The following is an 18,873-nucleotide window of genomic DNA, read 5'->3' on the forward strand; positions in this document are numbered from 1 at the left end:
AATCAATGCTGCTCGATCAGCTTTTCGGCGTCCGGCTTATCGTGCACGGCTACCTTGTCGACCAGCGTCTTGCTGGCCTCATTCATGCCCACAATATCAACCGTGGCGCCCTCGCGGCGCATCCGTAGCACAACCCGATCGAGCGCTTCGACCGCCGAGATATCCCAGAAATGGGCACGATGGACGTCAATGGTCACCGCCGACACGGCTTCGTCGAAATCGAATGAATGCCGGAAGGCATTGGCCGAAGCAAAGAACACTTGGCCAGTAATCTCATAGACACGGTGCTGGCCGTTATCGGTCAGATGGCTGGTGATATGCAGCAGCCGACCGACCTTGTTGGCAAAGAACAGCGCCGAAAGCAGCACACCCACGAATACGCCGATCGCCAAGTTGCCGGTCGCCACCACGACTGCGACCACGGTGACCATCACGATATTGGTACTTATTGGGTGCTTTCTAAGATCGCGGATCGATTCCCAGGAGAAGGTACCGATCGAGACCATGATCATGACCGCGACCAGCGCTGCCATCGGAATCTGGCCGACCCATTCGGATAGAAACACCACCATGATCAGCAGCGTAACGCCCGCGGTCAGCGTCGACAGTCGGGTCCGGCCGCCCGACTTCACGTTGATCACGGTCTGGCCGATCATGCCGCAACCGGCCATGCCGCCCAAAAAGCCGGTGACGATATTGGCCATGCCCTGGCCGGCGCATTCGCGGTTCTTGTTGGAGCCAGTATCGGTGAGGTCGTCGACGATAGTCGCGGTCATCATCGATTCCATCAGACCGACCACGGTCAGCATCAGACCATAAGGCACGATCACCGATAGCGTATGCAGATTCAGTGGCACATTCGGAATCAGCAGATGCGGCAGCGAATCCGGCAGCTTGCCCATATCGCCCACGGTATGGATATGGAAATCACTGCCCATATAGATGCCGGTCATCACCAGAATAGCGATCAGCGGACTCGGAAAGATACGCCCGATCACCGGGATGTACGGAAATAGATAGATGATGCCCAGCGACGCCGCGCACATGACGTACACGATCCAGGAGACATCGGTCAGCTCTGGCAGCTGGGCCATAAAGATCAGAATGGCCAAGGCATTGACGAAGCCGGTCACTACCGACCGGGAAACAAAACGCATCAGACTGCCCAACCGGAACGCCCCGGCCAGAATCTGAAACACGCCGGTCGCCAGCGTCGTGGCCAGCATCATGTCCAGTCCGTACTGGGCGACTACGGTCACCAATACGAGCGCCATTGAGCCGGTGGCCGCCGAGACCATGGCTGGCCGCCCGCCGGTAAACGAAATCACCACACAGATGGCAAAGGAGGCATACAGGCCGACCTTGGGATCGACCCCGGCGATAATCGAAAATGCGATCGCTTCAGGGATCAGCGCCAGTGCGACCACGATGCCGGACAGCACGTCGGCACGAATATTCGACAGCCAGTGTTCTCGGATCAATTGCAGCATATCGTTCCAAACACAAATAGCCGCGGGGTGCGGCGGGCCACGCTTTTTTCGTTCGCGTGGCCCGCCGCACCGCAACGCGGCGTTTAAGTATCAATCGGGATTCAGTTCGCGCTGGATGCGCGATCATTAAAGCTTAACAGAGTTTCGAACGCACTCACAGCCCGCCCAGGCTTGGGCTATCGATCCTCCCGATGCTCGGACTCGTGCATGGTCTCGACCAGCCAGCGGCAGGGATCGTCGGCGCGGCGCAACGCGTGCTGGATGCCAGGGCGCGTCAGCCCTAGATCGCGCAATTGCCGATCATCTTGATCCAGAAGCGTAGCAAGCCGTTGCCGACAGGTCCGGCGATGCCAGCTCTCGCGTAGCCACTGGATCAAGCCGAGCGGCGGCATCGCCGGCAAATACAGCTCAGGCATTGCAGTTGACTGGCGTGGGCGGCGGCGACGACCTCGGGGGCAAGCGTTCCGATACATGGCGGGTCTCCTTGTCGAGTGACTCGATCCACAATGCGCCGCGGCCTTGATTCAATAAATCGAAAAGTTCTACATTATTCGTTAAGAATTTCTGAACACAGAATGCGATGGCCATGTCGAACGCTGCAACCTGCACCTTGGATACCGACGTTCTCCGCAGCTTCGTGGCCATTGCCGAAGCCGGCAGTTTCACTGCGGCCGCGCGGCAGGTACATCGCACGCCTTCTGCATTGAGCATGCAGATCAAGGGCCTGGAAACCACCCTCGCGCAGACGCTGTTCGTGCGCGAAGCACGGCGAGTCCGGGTAACCGAGCACGGTGAGATGTTGTTGTCCTATGCCCGGCGCCTACTGCAACTCAACGCCGAAGCGGTATCGCATTTTTTGACGCCGGGCGTTGCCGGGCAGGTCCGACTCGGGCTGCCGGACGATCTCGGCCGGCGTACCCTGCCGCCTGCACTCGGCCAGCTGGCCCGCGAACATCCGCAGGTTCAGGTAGAGGTTATCGCCGGCGGTAGCGCCAAGCTGGCCGCTCGGATCGCCGCGGGGGATCTGGATCTGGCGCTGATTTCCGCCGGCAGCGACGATTCGCCCAGCCGGGCCAACGACATCGTGGCGACCGAACGCATGGTCTGGGCCGGGCTGGCCGACGGCCGCGCCTCGCATCATCGGCCGCTGCCGTTGGCCCTGGCCAATCGCGGCTGCGCCTGGCGCGACTGTGCCCTGGCCGCGCTGGATACCGCCGGTATCGATTATCGAATCGCCTATTCCAGCGAGAGCGGCTACGGCCAGAGTGCGGCTGCCCTCGCCGATCTGGCGGTGGCGGCCCTGCCGGCCGGGCTGGTCGAGCCGCCGCTGGTCGCGCTACGCGATCTGCCGGCACTGGCGCCGACCCATATCGCCCTGCTCCAGCGGGCCGACGCCGGCGCTGCCGCCGACAGCCTGGCGCGCTGTCTACGGACCGCGTTCGACGCCGATCAGCGCAGCTGACTGTCCTTACTGGCCCGGCGGTTGACGCTAGCGCCTCGGCCGTCGCGCTGGTCGGCCTCGGCTTGACATTCCACGCACAGCCGCACCCCCGGCACCAGTTCGCGGCGCCGCTCGGGGATCGGGTCGCCGCATTCTTCACAGTGGGTCAAGCTGTCACCAGCCTGTGCCAGCTCGCGCCGGGCCTTGGCCACCGCGTCGTTGACGGTATCGTCGATCTGTTCCTGTACCGCGCCTTCGTGCGCCCATCCGCTAGCCATGGCGGGCCTCCGCTTGATCGCTACCTATCGATTACATGACATGCACCAGCGCGCGATGCAAGCCCCTCGTTATACTCACCGGCATAGCCGCCCTGCGATCTCTCGATGCCGCACGCCGAACAAACCGCCGACGCGCCCCGCTTTATGCCCCTGGCCGAGTATCAGGCCCCGGCGATGCCGACGCGGGATACGTTTCAGATCCTGGCCACGCGCGCTCGCGAACTGCTGCGTCGCGGCCCGCCCGAGCCCTTGGTCGCCGATACCCGGCTGCGCCGGTCGACCCTGGATATGCTGGATACCGCCGCGCCGCCGCCAGCCTGCGGTCCGTTGATCGATGAATTACAGGCCAGCCTCAGCGATTGGCTGAACGATCCGGCCCCGGAGGAAACCAGCCGGTTGATCGTGCTGCCGCCCGGCGATCGCGATCGAGTCGTCGCACGTTGGGCCGAGCGCTACGGGCATGCCCTCTGCGAAGCCCCAGCGCGTGACGAACTGCTCGCGCCGGCTCACGATCCCCTGCCCGAGCCGGACGGCGATGGGGTGCTGGTGATCCCTGCCCTGGAAGACTGGTTTGTCCGGCATCAATCCGGGCTGGCGCTCATCCGGGCGCTGTTGGTGTTCATCCAGCGCAGCGAGCGCCGGATCGTAGTCGGCTGTAATAGCTGGGCCTGGCAATACCTGGTGCGTGCGGTCCATGCCGATACGGTGCTCTGTGCACCGATCATCTTCCAGCCGTTCGATGCCGAACGTCTAAGGCAGTGGTTTTCCCGCATCGCGGCCACCGGCGATTCGCAGTCGCTGCGTTTTCTGGATGCCCGCAGCGGCGACGATATCCTTGCCGAGGACGACGACCGAGCACACGACCGGCTATGTAGCCTGGCCGCGCGCAGCCAAGGCATTCCCTGGGTCGCCTGGCGGCTGTGGCGCCAGAGCCTACGCCGCCATATTCCCGACCAGGACGACGCCGACACACCCGCCGAAGACGATCAAACGCTGTGGCTGACCGATCTCGACGAGTTCTCGCTGCCCGGGCGCAACGGCGACGATTCGCTGCTGGCACTGCATGCCTTGCTGATCCACGGCCCGTTGCCGCCCGCTTGGCTGGATCGCCTGCTGCCCTCGAACGGTGCTTCCAAGGGACTGTCGGGCATGCTCAACGCCGGCATCGTCGAGCGACACGACGACGGCCGGCTGGCCTGCGCGCCGGCGGCCTACCCCACGATCCGCGCCGGGCTGGCCACCGCCGGTTTCCCGACCGCAGCCATCTGATCCAGGAGCCCTATGGCCGCCGCCAACGAAAGCCAACAACAGGCCAGCCAGCTGATCCACGATCTGCAGGACATCAACTTCGTCAAGATCGCATTGATCCTGGCTGCGACCGCCATAGCGATCTTCGTGATCCGCCGGCTGTTGCCGTTTCTGGCCGAGCACGGTCCGAATCGGCTGCGGCTGTTTCTGCTGGGCGCGGTACCGATTCTGAGACTCGGCCTGCTGGTGATCGCGATCCTCTGGGTCATCCCGATCGTGTTCAACGTGACCTTCCAGAATTTTCTGGTGATGACCGGCGCGGCCAGCGTCGCGATCGGCTTTGCCTTCAAGGATTATGTCTCGAGCCTGATCGCCGGCATCGTCGCGATTTTCGAACGCCCCTACCGACCCGGGGACTGGGTGACGATCGGCAAGGACTACGGCGAAGTCACCGCGGTGGGCTTGCGCGCGGTACGCATCAATACTCCGGACGACGATATGATCACCGCGCCCCACGACACCCTGTGGCGCTCCAATATCTCCAGCGCCAACGACGGCGCACGCACGCTGCAATGCGTGGCCGATTTCTATGTCGCGCCAGAACATGATGCGGCCGCCGTACGCGCCGCGCTACACGATGTCGCCCTGACCAGCGTCTATCTGGAATACGACAAACCGATCATCGTGGTGCTGTCGGAAACGCCATGGGGCACCCACTACAAGCTGCGCGCCTACCCCTTCGATATGCGCGACCAGTTCGTATTCATCAGCGATCTGACGGTGCGCGGCAAGGCCGCAATCGCCGCTGTGGGCGCCCGTTCGGTGACCGTGCCGGCCGGCGTCGCCGGGCCGGCAGAGGCCTGAGCCGATCGGGCTGGCGGATCATCGATCGGTCGAGGCCACCGGCTCTTCGTATCCGGCGCTTTCGATGCATCGCCCATCCACATCGGCGCCTGTCATGAGCCGCAACCGGCCGTTCTAGCCAGAACATCGTGCCCAGAACCTCGGGGGACGTGGCTTCGCGGCGGGCATCGGGCCAGTCTATGGCTATAGGTGGCCGCATCTATACCCAGGCGGCCACAGTGGACAGGATGGCTGCGGGTCCGCATTCTCGACCCAAGACGCCTACGCCCGGAACCCACGATGATTGCGAATCCACAGCATCTGGCCTTCACCGTTGGCATGGCGGCACTGGTCGTCTGGCGGTTGAGCGTGCGTATGCGGCGGCTGATGACACGCCAGCGCCTGTGCGTGCAGCGGCAATGGATTACCGCGATCGTATTCGCCCTGCTGCCACTGGTCCTGTTGCCCGGTATCGAAGCCGCCCACGCTGCGCTATGGCCGTTGCTCGCCGGGCTTGTCAGCGGCATCGCATTGGGTCTGATCGGCTTACGGTTGACCGCTTTCGAAAGCGATCACGAAGGCCATCATTACCGGCCGAACGCTTATCTGGGCGGCGCTATCGCGGTGCTGTTCGTGCTGCGGCTCGGCTATCGGCTCTACGAAGCGCGCGATTTTCAACTCGGCACCGCGACTTCCGGGCAGGCGGCCCATCTCGACCCGCTGACCCTAGGCATACTCGGCTTACTGTCCGGCTTTTTCGTAACCCAGGCCGCGGGCATTCTGCATTGGTACTACCGGCGCGCCGAACGCGACTGAGCCGCCTGTCTCACAGCGCCCCCGACATCACGACCGGCATGGGGCGATATGCCGTACAAGCACAAGATCGAACGCTTCAACCAAGCCAGCTGTTGAGAAACCAAAGTGCAATGGGCCGAACTTGCACAGACTTCAAATCGACTCGGCCGCGAAAGAAAGGAACTCCAGCCCCTTATACCGCGCGGAGTAGACCGCCAGGACGGCATCGTCGTGTTTTGAAACGCGAACTCGCCCAGGGCGTATACAGGCATCGGGCGAGTCCGCGCCAAGCGTGTCCTGAAAATCGATTCGGGGCGGCCAACCGTCGCGGCCGTCGCGTAGCCGCGCTATGCGAAGGTAGGCCAACCCGGGACTGCCGCCATGTCGTTGAGTGTTGGGCACTCGGTCCCTCGGCTTGAGCGCCGACGGCGTTGCGAGTCTGGGCCGTGGCACGCCAGGACCGGCAGCTTATGCCTTGCCGCACACGATCGACGGTCTCTAACGGCGCGGTCGCATGAAAATCTGAACCGGCCCTAGCGCCAAACGCGGTCTCGCATGTACCCCGTGTTGCAACCGGCGCCATCGATGCTGAGCATGCTGCAGGCGCAGATTGCCGGCCCAGACTTTCAAACCAACCGGCCTTGCATCCAACAGCGACAGGACCTAAAAACCGCCGCCGACCGGCCGGGCAAGATGACTCGGTTTGGCCGAGCGACTTTCGAGTTGCGGTTCTGGCTTAAGATGATGCGCGTTTGCTTACCCTACCCTTCGCTTCGATGACGTCATTGCTGGCTGACATGCCGCGCGACACCCGCTTTCTACTCGGCGCCCGTGCTGCACGCAGTGTTGGCCAGGGGGCCCTGATCGTGGCGTTTGCACTCTATCTCAAGGCACTCGGCTGGTCGGCAGCCGGTATCGGAGCGCTGTTCACCGCGGGGCTACTGCTCGATGCCAGCCTAGTCACAGTCTCCGGGCCCGCCTCGGACCGTTTCGGACGCAAACGTTTTCTGTTGATTTTCGAAGCCGTCCAGACAGTCGCAGCGATCGCGGCGATACTCACGGCGCAGCCGGTCGTACTGGCGATCGCCGCCCTGGCCGGCGGTTTCGGCCGCGGCGCCAACGGCAGCAGCGGCCCGTTCGCTCCGGTCGAGCTGTCCTGGTTGTCGCAGACCCTGGCGGCCGATGCCCGCGGGCGCATTTACAGCCTCAATATGGCGCTCGGGTTCACCGGCATGGGCATCGGCGCCCTGCTGGCCGGGCTGCCGGTCCTATTCGCGGATCTCTTGCCCGGGGCAGTATCGTATCGGCCGCTGTTCGGCTTGAGCCTGGCCGGATCGCTGATCTGTTTCGGGCTGCTCGCCGCAGTGGCCGACCGACCCGCGCCGGTCCCATCAACAAATCCCGCCATCGATCGCGATACCCGCCGTAGCGAAAACACCCTTCTAGCCAAGCTGTTCGGCATCAATGCCATCAACGGGGTCGCGATTGGCCTGATCGGGCCGTTAATGGCCTATTGGTTCGCGGTTCGCTTCGGCCGCGGGCCGGATACGATCGGCGCCGTGATGGCGATCGCCTATTTCGTGACCGCGGGCTCGTCGGTCGCCGCCGCCCGTTTGGTCGATCGGATCGGCACGGTCGCCTCGGTGGTCTGGATGCGTGCGCTCGGCGTTGTCATCCTGCTGGCCCTGCCGCTGGTGCCCAGCTTTTGGATGGCCGCGGTGCTGCATATCCTGCGTTCAGCGCTCAATCGCGGCACCGCCGGCGCCCGCCAGGCGCTCACGGTCAGCCTGGTCCGCGATCATCGCCGCGGCACGGCCGCCAGCACCTCGAGCCTGGCGATCCAGCTTCCGCGGGCCATCGGGCCGGTATTCGCCGGCGCCCTGTTCGGCGCTGGTTATCTGACAGCCCCGTTTTTCATCGCCGCCGGTTTTTTCAGCGCTTATATCGTGCTGTTCGGCCGCACATTCGCCGCCTACGATCCGAACCGTACGCCGGCATCCGAGGCGCGCCGCTGAGCCAGTTGGCGACCACGAGCGGTAGCGCGGTCGGAATCGCTCACGGTTGCTGTGCCTCGCTTTTTGACGGCGACGACGGCGTATCGGTGTGCATGCGCGCGCCGCCCGCCGGCTTGGCGGGCATACCGGGGCAGACCCCGGGGTGAGGCTGCATCATATGCTGCGGCCCCATCATCGGCCAGCGATGATGGGCGCCGGCCATGCCTTTGCCTGGCGCCTGGCGCAGCTTTTCGATCAGCGGCTGAGCAGACTTTATACAGTCCTGCAGCGATTCGTTGCCGCACTGTACGCGTAGCCCACGACCATGGCCAAGATCGAGTTGGAACCCTTTGTCCGCGCCGCCGGGCGGCGGAGGGGGCGGCCGCTCGGCGTTGGGCGGCGGCTTCGGCGGGCCGCCGGCCTCCGACGGCGCCGAGGGCGCTGCAACGGCCACGCCGCTGCTCAGAATGATGCCTAGAACGGCCAGACCGGATCGCAACATGGCACACCCCGCATGATCGCCAAAAAACCGTATCGACTCGTTGTCGGTTGCATTATCCATAGCACGAAGTGATCGCGCCGCCCAGCCGTTCAGTCAGGCATTCGAGCAATAATTCGATGTACGGGCGCGACCCAATGCCGCCATACGCCGCCGATCCATGGCCTGGCCGCATCTGTTCGGGCGTGATGTATTGCCTTCGGCCTTACGTGGACCTACGGAAGGCGCCGTGCCCCAGCATCCGGCAAGATCAAGCGCCGGCAACCATAAACGCTTGTGCTGCGTAATCGATGCCGACCCACGAGACAGGCCGAAACCAAACACCAGCATGAGTCAGAATCGAATCGTTACACGGCACCGCTGCGGGCGCGGTTTTACCTACCGCGATGCCGAAGGGCAGACCCTGCGCGACCGGGCCACGCGTCGCTGGATCGAGTCGCTGGCGATTCCGCCGGCCTGGCGCGAGGTCGAAATCGATCTCGACGCCTCCGCCCGGGTGCATGCCAGCGGGCGCGACAGCGCCGGCCGCAAGCAGTATGTCTACAACCCCGACTGGCGTGCAGCCCGCGAGGCCGCGAAATTCGATCGATTGCTGGCATTCGCCCGGCGGCTATCGACTATGCGCCGTGCGACCGGCCAGCATCTGGCCCAATCCGGCCACGGACGCAACAAGGTGCTGGCGGCGATGGTGCGCTTGATCGACACCGCTTATTTCCGCCCTGGCAGTGAACGCTATTCTAAGGAAAACCAGTCCTATGGGCTGACCACGATGCGCTCCAAGCATCTGAGCGTCGAAGGCGATACGCTGGTTTTCGACTATCGCGGCAAGAGCGGCCAGGAACAGCATCGGGTGATCGAGGACGAGCGACTGGCGACCGTGGTCGCCGAACTCGACGATCTGCCCGGCTACGAAATCTTCAAGTATTACGACGACGACGGCGATCGCGTGCACGTCGATTCCGCCGACCTGAACGATTACATCCACGAGATCATGGGCGAAGAATTCTCGGCCAAGGACTTCCGAACCTGGGCCGGCACGTCACTGGCGGCCCTGGCGCTGGATGAACTGGGGGTCTCGGACGATGAAACGACCGGCCAGAAGAACGTCGTCGAAGCCGTCAAACGGGTCGCCGAGCGCCTCGGCAACACGCCGGCGATCGCACGGGCCAGCTATATCCATCCACATGTGATCGAAACCTATCTCGACGGCCGCACGCTGGGCCATTTTCGCCAGCTCGTTGAGGCCGAACTCGAGGACGGCGACCTGACCGGCCCTGAGGAATGGGCGGTTCTGCGGCTACTCGAACAGCGTATCGAGCGTGCGGCGAGCGACTGAGAGGCCGCTCGCCGCCAGCCTCAGGCGCGCTGGGCAGCCGGGCTCGGCGAGCGCCGGGTGGCCCAGGTCACGCCGAAATAACACGCCGCAGATGCCAGGCAGCCGTACAACGGGCCTTGAACCCAGCCCAGATCGGTGCCCAGTAGCAGATAGCCGCTGACCGCAAAGCCAGCCGCGATCGAGGCAAACGCCCCGGCCCCGTTGCCCTGCCAGAAGGTGGCACACAGCGTGACCCCGAACAGCGAGGCCATGAGCGTGCCGTTGCCGAGGATGCCCAGCCACAGGATCATCACCGGCGGCATATAGGCCATGCCGATGAAGCCGCAGATGCCTACGATGCATACCATCAACCGATTGAAGGTCATCGTGGCGGTAAAGCCGCGACGCCAACCCAACGCTAGGCGCAGATCATAGGACAAAGCAGTCGAGACCGTATGCATCAACGAATTCGCCGTCGACTTCATGGCAAACAGGATGAACAGCGTGATGAAGCTCGACATCACCGGCCCGACCCCGTGTTCCAAAAACGTCGGCATGGCATTGTCCGGATCGGCCAGCCCCGGGTAGTAGGCCTTGGCATATAGCCCGGCCAGCGGCGTGAAATTCAGCAGAATGCCCAGCACGGCCACCCAGATACCGACGTGGGCCATGCGTACGTCTTTCTTGATCGCCAGAAAGCGCACCGACATGAACGGCAGCGCGGTCGCCCAGAGAAACGCATAGGGCAGCAGCAACAGCGCCGAGGCCGGACTGTCGCCATAGGGCGCGCCGGTGCTGGGATTGGCCAGCTTCGGATCGATGGCATCCAGTTTAGCGACCAACTCACCAGCGCCGATCTGGACGAACACCACGTAGGCAATCACACAGGAACCGAACACCATCCCGATCGCCATGGCGGCATCGGTCCAGGCGACCGCACGCAGTCCGCCGAACATGGTGTAGCCGATCACCAGCAACGTGATCAAGAACGCCCCGGTGGTGGGCGTCACATCCAGCCAGTTCGCCACCAGCAGGCCGATCGCCTTGATCTGCGAGATCAGAAACACGCCCAGCAGCATCAAAATGATGATGGCGACGACGCCCTGCAACCAGCGCCCGGTCGCACCGCCGGAATGGGAATGGGCGATGTACTCAGGCATGGTCTGGCTGCCGAACGAACTCGCCTTGCGTCGCAGATAATTGGCGAAGAACAGGGTCGCCATCAGGAAGGCCGGCGTATAGAAGGAGTTCGAAAACAGCTCCAGCGAACCGTATTGATACGCCACACCGGGCGAACCGATGAATACGAAACCGCTGTAGCCGGTCGCGATCAGCGTGGCCGCGGCCACGAACGGGCCGAGCGAGTTATTGGCCACCAAAAAGCCGGCCTCGTCCTTATCGCCCGCCATACGCATCGAATACAGCGACAGCCCGATCAGGACTGCAGCCGATCCGGCAAGCAACAACCAGTTGAATATCGACATATTGTGATCTCCTTCGCCGCAGCTAGCGGCGCAGCTGAGTGACAACCAGCGCGATCACGGCCAAACCGAGGGTCGCGGCCGAACTAAGACCAAAGCCGATTAACGTCCAAGACTCCATGCAAAACCCCTTGGCATTGAGTAATAAAAAGATTCCCGCTATCGCCATGCGGTACACATGCCGCGGGCAGGCCTTACCCCTGGCCCAGAACATTCCTGACCTCATGGGCAATAGACGTTCGGGCGATAGCGAATACCCGATCGGCAAACCGCAAAACAGACAATGGTTTGCCTATACAATCCACCCTAGCGTGCCCCGCACGAGGACAAGAAATACAAAAATACGAAGCTTTAGTTCAGTTTTTCCTATGCAGAAAACTAAAAACGCACATAGCCAAGACCCCGCCTATAAAAACGGGATTTTAGGGATTGGATATCGGACATTAGTACGGCGAAAAGAGCGCCGTTATTGAGCTAGAACATCAAAATATACCGGCCTGATCGGCCGAATCCGCCGCCAGCTCGTACATGGCTTCGGCCGCCGGTGTCAGCCGGGCATTGCGCTGTCGGGCGATCCCCATCGACAGGCTCTCGGCCTCATCGGTCAGCGCCAGCGCCTTAAGGCCGCCAGTGGATTGGGCCTCGAAAGCCTGCATCGGGGTATTGAACAAGGCGAACCCGAAACCGGCCGCCACCAGCCCACGCAGCATATCCATGGATTTGACGCGGTGGGTAACGGTCGGCGTGACGCCGTGGCGGGCAAAGATCGATAGAAAATATTCGCGGCTGAGCGACCAATCCAGCAGCACCATCGAATAGGCCACGAGTTCGGCCAGCGCGATCTGGTCGCGCCCGGCCAGCGGATGATCCTCGGCCACCACGGCATAAGGTGGGAAACGGTATAACGGCGTAAACGCGATGTTTTCGGAGATCCCGAGATCGTAGGTGAAAGCCAGTTCGTAATCGCTTTCATCGAGACCGCGAAAAATATCGGCCTGGGTCATTTCATCGCAGAACAGACTGACTTCGGGATAGCGATCGGAAAACCGGCGTAGCAGCTGGGGCAGAAATACCGGCGCGAAAGTCGGCAGCGCCACCATTCGCAACTCACCGCGAACCGCATCGCCCAGCGAGGCCGCGAACTGGCTCAATCCCTCGGCATCGTCTAATAGCCGCCGAGCCCGGGCGAACAGTTGCTGTCCGAGCGGCGTGAGCGTCAAACCCTGGGCATGATGGCGCACGAACAGCTGCATGCCGGTCGTCTCTTCCATCTGCTGGATCGCCGCCGAGATCGATGGCTGAGAAACATGCAGCTTACGCGCAGCCTGGGTCACGCTGGACAACTGTCCGGCGACCACGAAATAGCGTAGTTGCTTGAGGGTAAACTCGCGCATCGATTCGAGGACTCCGCGACAGGCATCGGCACCGCGATCGGACCGGCCATCGAGTATGCAACAGCCGTACCAGGCTGTGACCAATGCCAGCGCCCCAACCTGGTGCAAAGGCAGCCGACTGCGCCACCACATACCTTGGTATTGCACGGTTTCGTGCGACGAAATAGGGCATGGCAGGCAATAACCGCGGACTGCCCGGGTATTGCCCTCTTGTAGTGCTCATACCAAAGGGTGAGACCGCTTCCGGACGATCCAACCCGACCGACAGCAAGGTTGCGCGTCTAGGCAGGCCGCTCAAAACGCGCTGCGTCGAGACGTTGATGGGCAACCGCTATGCCCCCGGGCTCGGCCACAAACCCAGCCGGCTGCGTGCGGCTCGTCGGCGATGCTCTGTCGTACGACGCCCATCCGCCGCATCCAACAACGCGCAGGCTATCGATGCAGCAGCGAGCGTGTGCACGGCGCGCCTTGGCGCCCCACCCGACCAAGAATCGGAGCAACGTCGTGGTTCACCCGCGAGGCGTGGCACGCCTTGGGGGACACACTTGGCCCCTTGGCGAGCCAGCAGACCGTGGGCCCAGCCCTGGGGCGTTGGGTTTTCTGCGGCCCTATCGACCACACCGTAGCCAGCAAGGCGCGTTCGCGGACCAATCCGGGCCAAGGGCGATTAAGCCGCGATCCGGTATTGTCGATCACTTATATAGAAAGAGCGCCGCTCGCGGCGGCGCCACGCCTGCCGCCCACGAGCAATGCTCCGGACGCGCTTAGCGCCGACGCCTAACAACGCACCGGCAGGCCCTAAGGGCGCGTCTCGCGACGACGCGCCCTAGCCCGAAAACCTTGCGTGTCCGGCCAGCTGTTCCGGTGCATCGGCGCATTCGAGTGCGTCGATCAGCCGCGCGAGGAATGCGCTGCAGCGCACCAGCTGGGCATGAGTGACGAATTCATCAGGCTGGTGGCCCTGGGCCATGCTGCCGGGGCCACAGACCAGCGTCGGCAAACCGAGATCGCGCTGGAACAGTCCGGCTTCGGTGCCATAGCCAATCCGGGCGCGTTCGGCATCTTCCACCAGCGCCTGGATATAAGCCACCACTGCATCATCCTCGGCCATGGACAGGCCAGGATATTCGCTCAGAGACTCGAAGCGGATACTCGCCGCCGGGTCGGTTTCACGCATCCGGGTCTCGATCGTAGCTGCCTCGGCGTGCAGCGCTGCCAGCATCGCCTCCGGATCATCGGCCGGCACATTGCGGATCTCGAAATCGAAAACACAGTCGGCGGGCACGATATTCAAAGCCGCCCCCCCTTCGATGGTACCGACCTGCAGGGTGGTATGCGCGATGCCGAAGCGATCGTCGAACGGGCCGTGTTCGGCTTTGTCGGCTGCGATCTCGGCGACCCAGGCCACCAGCTGCGAGGCGGCATGGATGGCATTGACACCCTCCGGCGCCATCCCAGAATGGCAGGCCTTGCCGTGGACATGGCAGCGCACGGCCCGTTTACCCTTGTGGGCGGTCGCGATACGCATCTCGGTCGGTTCGCCGACCACGCAGGCGACCGGCGGCTGCGGCTGCTCGGCCAGATCGGCGATCAGACTGCGCACGCCGAGACAGCCGACTTCTTCATCGTGCGATAACGCCAGATGGATCGGCACGGCCAGATCGGCCTCGACCATTGCCGGCACGGCGGCCAGCACCGCGGCGAGAAAGCCTTTCATATCGGCCGTGCCGCGGCCATAGAGCCGCTCGCCGTCGTCAGTTACGGCAAACGGCTCAACGCGCCAGCTCTGGCCGGTCACCGGCACCGTATCGGTGTGGCCGGAGAGCATGACGCCGCCCCGTTCGGCCGGGCCGATCGTGGCATACAGATTGGCCTTGTTTCCGTCGGCGTTGAGCACGCGACGCGCGCTGATGCCGTAGTCGGCCAGATACTGTTCGACAAAATCGATGAGTGCGAGGTTCGACCGGTGGCTAGTGGTATCGAAGGCCACCAGCCGGGCCAGCAGCTCGGCAGCGCCGGGCCGGCTCATGGCGCGGCCCGGCCGGTCGGCCCGGCAAAACTCATCGATCGTCGCCCGGCACGCCGTAGCCCGGCGCATCGTCGGGCTGGGATGCCCGGCGGATATAGTCGTCGCGCTGCGGACGATAATAATCCCAGAGCATACGCAGCTCGGTCAGCGGCTCGTCGTGCCAATCGACCCGCAGGTCGACCACTGGCCAGCTCGCCTGATCGGCGACCAGCAAGCCAGCTGAATGCACGGGCCCCATTTCGCCGCCGATATCCAGCCCGGCGTCCATGGCGGCCAGCAAGCGTTCGGCCAGCTCGCCCTCATGCGCGTCGAAAGCCGCGGCCATGGCCGGCATCACGCCTTCACTGGCCAGCATGTTGCCGCCGACGATGCAGTCGCGGCCGACCTGGGTGGCATGGGTGCCCAGGGTCTGCTCGCCGCTGTGGGCCGCGCCTTTGCCCTGCCCGTCGAGCACGAGCAACTGCCGCCAGGCCGGATGTGGTTCCTCCTCGACCAGCCGGGCAAGCACCTGGTCGGCGCTCAGGCCGTCTTCAAGCAGACGCAGGCCGAGCTGGCCGAGCGCCGGGTTGGTGACGTTCTGGCTGAGTACGGCCCCTTTGCCGGGGGCCACGAAAGCACAGCGGGCTGCGACACAGATGCTCGACGAGCTGATCGCGGTGCCGAACTGGCCTGTCTTGCGACAGAAACCGGCGACGGAAAAAGTCATGATGTAGCGTCCTCGTTTTCGGGAATGACGGCAATGACGTCGATTTCCATCAACCACTCAGGCTGGGCCAGACCGGCCACCACCAGCCCGGTGGAAATCGGATAAACGCCTTTCAACCAGCGACCCACTTCCTGATAGACCGGTTCGCGAAAACGCGGGTCGGTGATATAGGTCGTGGTTTTGACGATATGGCTCATCTCGGAACCGGCCTCGGCCAACAGCTGGGCCACGTTCTTCATCGCCTGCTCGGCCTGGGCCTGTGGATCCCCAAGCCCCACCAGGCGACCTTCGAAGTCGGTGCCGACCTGGCCACGTACATAGACGGTATTGCCGGCGCGTACCGCCTGGCAGAGATCGTTGTCCAAGGACTGGTTCGGATAGGTGTCCTGGGTATTGAACATGCGGATTCGGGTATGGGTCGGCATCGATCGCTCCTTGGATGGCCCGATTAGATGGCTTTGGGCATAGCCTGTTCGACCGACTCGCCGGCCGACCGGGCACGGGTCGTTTCGTGATAGGCCAGATACTTGCGCTGAGTAGCGATATGGTCGGCGATGCGTTTGGCATCGTGCCAGACGCCCCAGATAAAACTCGAGCCGCGGTGCGACAGCCATGGCAGCCCTAGAAAATAGATCCCCGGCTCTGCGGCAATGCCGCGCCGATGGAGCGGTCGGCCTTGATCGTCCAGCGCGGCGAGCCCGTCGAGCCAGCCGTAATCGACCGTATAGCCGGTCGCCCAGATGATGGTCGTGATACCGGCAGCCGCCAGATCCAACTGCCGAACCGGCTCGCGCACACAGGCTGGGTCTGCGGTCATCCGGCGTGCCTCGGGCTCGGCCGGCAGATCCAGACCGTAGCGGGCGACATAGTCGTCGGCCGCATCCAGCAGCGCCAGATAATCGGTATCGCCGCCAGCCAGGTTATCGGCCAGATCAGCCTCGAAACACACCTGGCCGTGATCGAAAGCCTGGGTTCGGCCGACCAGCGTCATGCCGCGCTCGGCCAGCTTGCGGAAATCCACCGTCCGCCCGCCATGGGCGCCGCTAACCGCGATCGTGACGTGCTCCTGATCCGGTGCCGTGGTTTCGGCGTCCCACTTGCCGAGCACGCCGAGCCACCAACAGAAATCGCGGCCGCGATAGCTACGCGGCGGCCGGCTATGGGGCCCAACCGATAGATAGACATCGCGCCCGGCAAGCATGAGCTCTTCGGCGATCTGCACCCCGGAAGAACCGGCGCCGACCACCAGCACCCCACCTTCGGGCAGCTGGGCCGGATTACGGTAATCGGCCGAGTGCAGCTGGGTCAGCCGTGCGTCCTGGGGCGCGATCGCCGGAATCACCGGGGTCTGAAACGGCCCGGTCGCCGCCACTACGCGGTGGACGTTGAACACGCCGTCCGAGGTCTCGACCACGAATCCCGACTGGCCGGTTTGGCGCGTGACTCGGCGGACGTCGGTTCCGGTACGCACCGGCGCTTCGAACTTCTGGGCATAGGCTTCGAAATAGTCGGCGACTTCGTCTTTGCCGGCAAAACCATCGGCCGCAGTCCGGTCGAACTCCAGGCCGGGAAACCGATCGTGCCAGGCCGGGCCATTGGCCACTAGCGAATCCCAACGGCCGGTACGCCAGCGCTCAGCGATGCGATCGCGTTCGACGACCACATGCGATACGCCATGCCGGCTCAGATGTTCGCTCATCGCGATACCCGCCTGGCCGGCGCCTACGACGAGCGTATCGATATCCCTGTTTTGACTGACCATATGCGATATCCCCTGCCGACTACTGCGGATCGAATACAGTGATCCATCGATCGACCAAGGCCGATCGCTTTTTCGGCGCATAACATTGATGTGTCGTCCGCGCGCCAACGAACCCGGCATTCAGGCCGGGCCGAATCCACGAGGCGACGCCGTACTCATCGAGCCTAGGCAAAGACGGGAATCAGCGAAAATACAGTTATCCGACTCCTTGGATAAGCTTTTTCGATGCAGGCAAGGAGCACAGGAATCTTTCGCAGCCGGATAGTTATCGCCCGGGCCGGCCAAAGGCCCGCGAAACGCCGAAAGAACACTCGGGCACGGGTACAGAACTCAGATCAAGCCGGGCATCACTCGACCGATACCGCCCCAGTTGGGTCTCGCCGACCCCGGGTTTTCCCTCGCCTGGCGCCCACCCGATGAGGAGGCCGTTGCCATGCCGACCGCTAGCGCGCTCGAAAACGCTGGTTTATCCGGACTGAATCACTAGGGACCACACTTGAAGCCAAAGGGATCGGCGATCTGTCAGCCGGCCGGCCCCATCCTGGCTTAGGTTAATGCGAGGCCACATACAGCGACGACGAGTGCTTTGGCGGCAGTTCGAAAGACGCCCGCATCCAGGCTATTTCGGCGGTCGGCGTACGCTCGAATAGGCGTTTGAACTCGCGGCCGAACTGCGACGCGCTCTGGTAGCCAACTGCGACCGCCGCGGTCGCTGCCGTCATATCGTCGCGGAACATCAACAGCCGCGCCTGGTGCAGCCGCACCATCTTGATGTACTGCAGCGGCGAGGTTTCGGTGGCCGATTTGAAATGCGCATGGAAGGTCGCAACGCTCATGTGCGCGTCGCGTGCCAGCTGGTCAACGCTGAGCGGGGCCGCGTAATCGGCGTGGATACGTTGAATGGCATGCCGGATACGGCCGAACGGCGTATGCGCGCCCAAGGCCGCCTGCAACCCGGCGCCCTGCGGGCCCTGGAACACGCGGAAATAGATCTCGCGCACCATCGCCCGCCCGAGCACTCGGGCATCCGCCGGCGAGGCCATGATATCCACGAATCGGGCCACGGTTTCGGCCATCGCCGGCGTCATCGGCGAAGCCAACATCCCGCACGGCTCGGCCGGCGCCACGCTCCCCTGGCCCTCGATGTCCAGCAATAGTTCGACGGCCAGCGGCAAGTCCAGATGCAGATAGATCGCCAGCAACGGCTCATCGGCACTTGCATCGGTTTCCATCGTGAACGGCACCGGAATCGAGACTGCCAGATAATGCTGTGCATCGTAGACATAGGTTCGATCGCCCCAATAGCCGCGCTTTTGCCCCTGGCAGACGATCACGATGCCCGGATCATATAACACCGGCACCTGCCGCAGCGGGCGATTCGAACGTAGAAACCGTACGTCCGGCAGCGCCGTCAGGTTATAGCCTTCAAGAGGCGACATCCGCTCGAGGCGTGCCACCGTCTGTTGCTGGCATCGGCGCATCTTGGGGTGGTCGGCGTACATCGAAAGCTTTCGGGTGAACGATTACATGTCGACAGTTTGGCGCATTGGCCGGCCGACGCGCTGCCGAGTCAGACAATCAGGCTAGTAAAACAGAAT

At 63.3% G+C, this 18,873-nt stretch carries 17 protein-coding genes; 6 read left to right on the forward strand and 11 right to left on the reverse strand.

Annotation, left to right across the window (positions count from 1 at the left end):
- Positions 1-2: 2 nt before the first annotated feature.
- Positions 3-1,490 carry a SulP family inorganic anion transporter gene (locus tag V5738_RS12615; protein ID WP_423821159.1) on the reverse strand — a complete coding sequence of 496 codons (1,488 nt, stop codon included), beginning with the start codon at positions 1,488-1,490 and terminating at the stop codon, positions 3-5.
- 176 nt (positions 1,491-1,666) lie between these two features.
- Positions 1,667-1,906: a hypothetical protein gene (locus V5738_RS12620; RefSeq protein WP_423821160.1), complete on the reverse strand. Its 240-nt coding sequence runs from the start codon at positions 1,904-1,906 to the stop codon at positions 1,667-1,669.
- A 170-nt stretch (positions 1,907-2,076) separates the two neighbouring features.
- On the opposite strand from V5738_RS12620, the gene V5738_RS12625 reads away from it, so the two are divergent.
- Positions 2,077-2,952: a LysR family transcriptional regulator gene (locus V5738_RS12625; RefSeq protein ID WP_423821161.1), complete on the forward strand. Its 876-nt coding sequence runs from the start codon at positions 2,077-2,079 to the stop codon at positions 2,950-2,952.
- Here the strand turns inward: V5738_RS12625 and V5738_RS12630 are convergent.
- The gene (locus tag V5738_RS12630) at positions 2,940-3,209 is read right to left on the reverse strand and encodes a DksA/TraR family C4-type zinc finger protein (protein ID WP_423821162.1); all 270 of its coding nucleotides are present in this window, start codon (positions 3,207-3,209) and stop codon (positions 2,940-2,942) included. The two genes, V5738_RS12625 and V5738_RS12630, sit on opposite strands and share 13 nt — an antisense overlap.
- Positions 3,210-3,314: 105 nt before the next feature.
- Between V5738_RS12630 and V5738_RS12635 the strand changes: the two genes are divergently transcribed.
- The 4 genes from V5738_RS12635 (at position 3,315) to V5738_RS12650 (ending at position 8,110) form a co-directional block, all read left to right on the forward strand.
- Positions 3,315-4,478, forward strand: a complete 1,164-nt coding sequence (locus V5738_RS12635) for a hypothetical protein (RefSeq protein WP_423821163.1) — start codon at positions 3,315-3,317, stop codon at positions 4,476-4,478.
- Between the two features lie 12 nt (positions 4,479-4,490).
- Positions 4,491-5,321, forward strand: a complete 831-nt coding sequence (locus tag V5738_RS12640) for a mechanosensitive ion channel family protein (protein ID WP_423821164.1) — start codon at positions 4,491-4,493, stop codon at positions 5,319-5,321.
- A 279-nt stretch (positions 5,322-5,600) separates the two neighbouring features.
- Positions 5,601-6,116: a hypothetical protein gene (locus V5738_RS12645; RefSeq protein ID WP_423821165.1), complete on the forward strand. Its 516-nt coding sequence runs from the start codon at positions 5,601-5,603 to the stop codon at positions 6,114-6,116.
- 755 nt (positions 6,117-6,871) lie between these two features.
- Complete coding sequence (locus tag V5738_RS12650) at positions 6,872-8,110, forward strand: MFS transporter (protein WP_423821166.1); 1,239 nt, start codon at positions 6,872-6,874, stop codon at positions 8,108-8,110.
- Positions 8,111-8,150: 40 nt separating this feature from the next.
- Here the strand turns inward: V5738_RS12650 and V5738_RS12655 are convergent, their stop codons facing one another.
- Entirely contained in the window at positions 8,151-8,591 is a 441-nt protein-coding gene (locus tag V5738_RS12655; protein WP_423821167.1) for a hypothetical protein, read from the reverse strand.
- Positions 8,592-8,916: 325 nt separating this feature from the next.
- Between V5738_RS12655 and V5738_RS12660 the strand changes: the two genes are divergently transcribed.
- On the forward strand, positions 8,917-9,924 hold the full coding sequence (locus V5738_RS12660; RefSeq protein WP_423821168.1) for a DNA topoisomerase IB: 1,008 nt from the start codon (positions 8,917-8,919) through the stop codon (positions 9,922-9,924).
- A 20-nt stretch (positions 9,925-9,944) separates the two neighbouring features.
- Here V5738_RS12660 and V5738_RS12665 read toward each other — a convergent pair whose 3' ends face one another.
- The 7 genes from V5738_RS12665 to V5738_RS12695 all read right to left on the reverse strand — a co-directional run bounded on the left by V5738_RS12665 (position 9,945) and on the right by V5738_RS12695 (position 18,777).
- Positions 9,945-11,387, reverse strand: coding sequence for a sodium:solute symporter family protein (locus tag V5738_RS12665; protein WP_423821169.1), 1,443 nt, complete (start codon positions 11,385-11,387; stop codon positions 9,945-9,947).
- 479 nt (positions 11,388-11,866) lie between these two features.
- Positions 11,867-12,778: a LysR family transcriptional regulator gene (locus tag V5738_RS12670; RefSeq protein ID WP_423821170.1), complete on the reverse strand. Its 912-nt coding sequence runs from the start codon at positions 12,776-12,778 to the stop codon at positions 11,867-11,869.
- 826 nt (positions 12,779-13,604) lie between these two features.
- A complete protein-coding gene (gene argE / locus V5738_RS12675) occupies positions 13,605-14,807 on the reverse strand; it encodes an acetylornithine deacetylase (RefSeq protein ID WP_423821171.1) in 1,203 nt (400 codons plus the stop codon).
- A 31-nt stretch (positions 14,808-14,838) separates the two neighbouring features.
- Positions 14,839-15,513 carry a DUF1028 domain-containing protein gene (locus tag V5738_RS12680; RefSeq protein ID WP_423821172.1) on the reverse strand — a complete coding sequence of 225 codons (675 nt, stop codon included), beginning with the start codon at positions 15,511-15,513 and terminating at the stop codon, positions 14,839-14,841.
- A complete protein-coding gene (locus V5738_RS12685) occupies positions 15,510-15,938 on the reverse strand; it encodes a RidA family protein (protein WP_423821173.1) in 429 nt (142 codons plus the stop codon). The genes V5738_RS12680 and V5738_RS12685 overlap by 4 nt, the downstream gene beginning before the upstream one ends.
- A gap of 23 nt (positions 15,939-15,961) precedes the next feature.
- Complete coding sequence (locus tag V5738_RS12690; protein WP_423821174.1) at positions 15,962-17,275, reverse strand: flavin-containing monooxygenase; 1,314 nt, start codon at positions 17,273-17,275, stop codon at positions 15,962-15,964.
- Between the two features lie 551 nt (positions 17,276-17,826).
- Complete coding sequence (locus V5738_RS12695; protein WP_423821175.1) at positions 17,827-18,777, reverse strand: AraC family transcriptional regulator N-terminal domain-containing protein; 951 nt, start codon at positions 18,775-18,777, stop codon at positions 17,827-17,829.
- Positions 18,778-18,873: the final 96 nt, after the last annotated feature.

This window comes from Salinisphaera sp. SPP-AMP-43, from assembly GCF_049568105.1.
In the GTDB taxonomy this organism is placed as follows: Bacteria; Pseudomonadota; Gammaproteobacteria; order Nevskiales; family Salinisphaeraceae; genus Salinisphaera.

Coding starts and splice junctions, on each gene's coding strand:
- V5738_RS12615 (WP_423821159.1), bottom strand. CDS start 1,490: ATGCTGCAATTGATCCGAGAACACTGGCTGTCGAATATTCGTGCCGAC.
- V5738_RS12620 (WP_423821160.1), bottom strand. CDS start 1,906: ATGCCTGAGCTGTATTTGCCGGCGATGCCGCCGCTCGGCTTGATCCAG.
- V5738_RS12625 (WP_423821161.1), top strand. CDS start 2,077: ATGTCGAACGCTGCAACCTGCACCTTGGATACCGACGTTCTCCGCAGC.
- V5738_RS12630 (WP_423821162.1), bottom strand. CDS start 3,209: ATGGCTAGCGGATGGGCGCACGAAGGCGCGGTACAGGAACAGATCGAC.
- V5738_RS12635 (WP_423821163.1), top strand. CDS start 3,315: ATGCCGCACGCCGAACAAACCGCCGACGCGCCCCGCTTTATGCCCCTG.
- V5738_RS12640 (WP_423821164.1), top strand. CDS start 4,491: ATGGCCGCCGCCAACGAAAGCCAACAACAGGCCAGCCAGCTGATCCAC.
- V5738_RS12645 (WP_423821165.1), top strand. CDS start 5,601: ATGATTGCGAATCCACAGCATCTGGCCTTCACCGTTGGCATGGCGGCA.
- V5738_RS12650 (WP_423821166.1), top strand. CDS start 6,872: ATGACGTCATTGCTGGCTGACATGCCGCGCGACACCCGCTTTCTACTC.
- V5738_RS12655 (WP_423821167.1), bottom strand. CDS start 8,591: ATGTTGCGATCCGGTCTGGCCGTTCTAGGCATCATTCTGAGCAGCGGC.
- V5738_RS12660 (WP_423821168.1), top strand. CDS start 8,917: ATGAGTCAGAATCGAATCGTTACACGGCACCGCTGCGGGCGCGGTTTT.
- V5738_RS12665 (WP_423821169.1), bottom strand. CDS start 11,387: ATGTCGATATTCAACTGGTTGTTGCTTGCCGGATCGGCTGCAGTCCTG.
- V5738_RS12670 (WP_423821170.1), bottom strand. CDS start 12,778: ATGCGCGAGTTTACCCTCAAGCAACTACGCTATTTCGTGGTCGCCGGA.
- argE (WP_423821171.1), bottom strand. CDS start 14,807: ATGAGCCGGCCCGGCGCTGCCGAGCTGCTGGCCCGGCTGGTGGCCTTC.
- V5738_RS12680 (WP_423821172.1), bottom strand. CDS start 15,513: ATGACTTTTTCCGTCGCCGGTTTCTGTCGCAAGACAGGCCAGTTCGGC.
- V5738_RS12685 (WP_423821173.1), bottom strand. CDS start 15,938: ATGCCGACCCATACCCGAATCCGCATGTTCAATACCCAGGACACCTAT.
- V5738_RS12690 (WP_423821174.1), bottom strand. CDS start 17,275: ATGGTCAGTCAAAACAGGGATATCGATACGCTCGTCGTAGGCGCCGGC.
- V5738_RS12695 (WP_423821175.1), bottom strand. CDS start 18,777: ATGTACGCCGACCACCCCAAGATGCGCCGATGCCAGCAACAGACGGTG.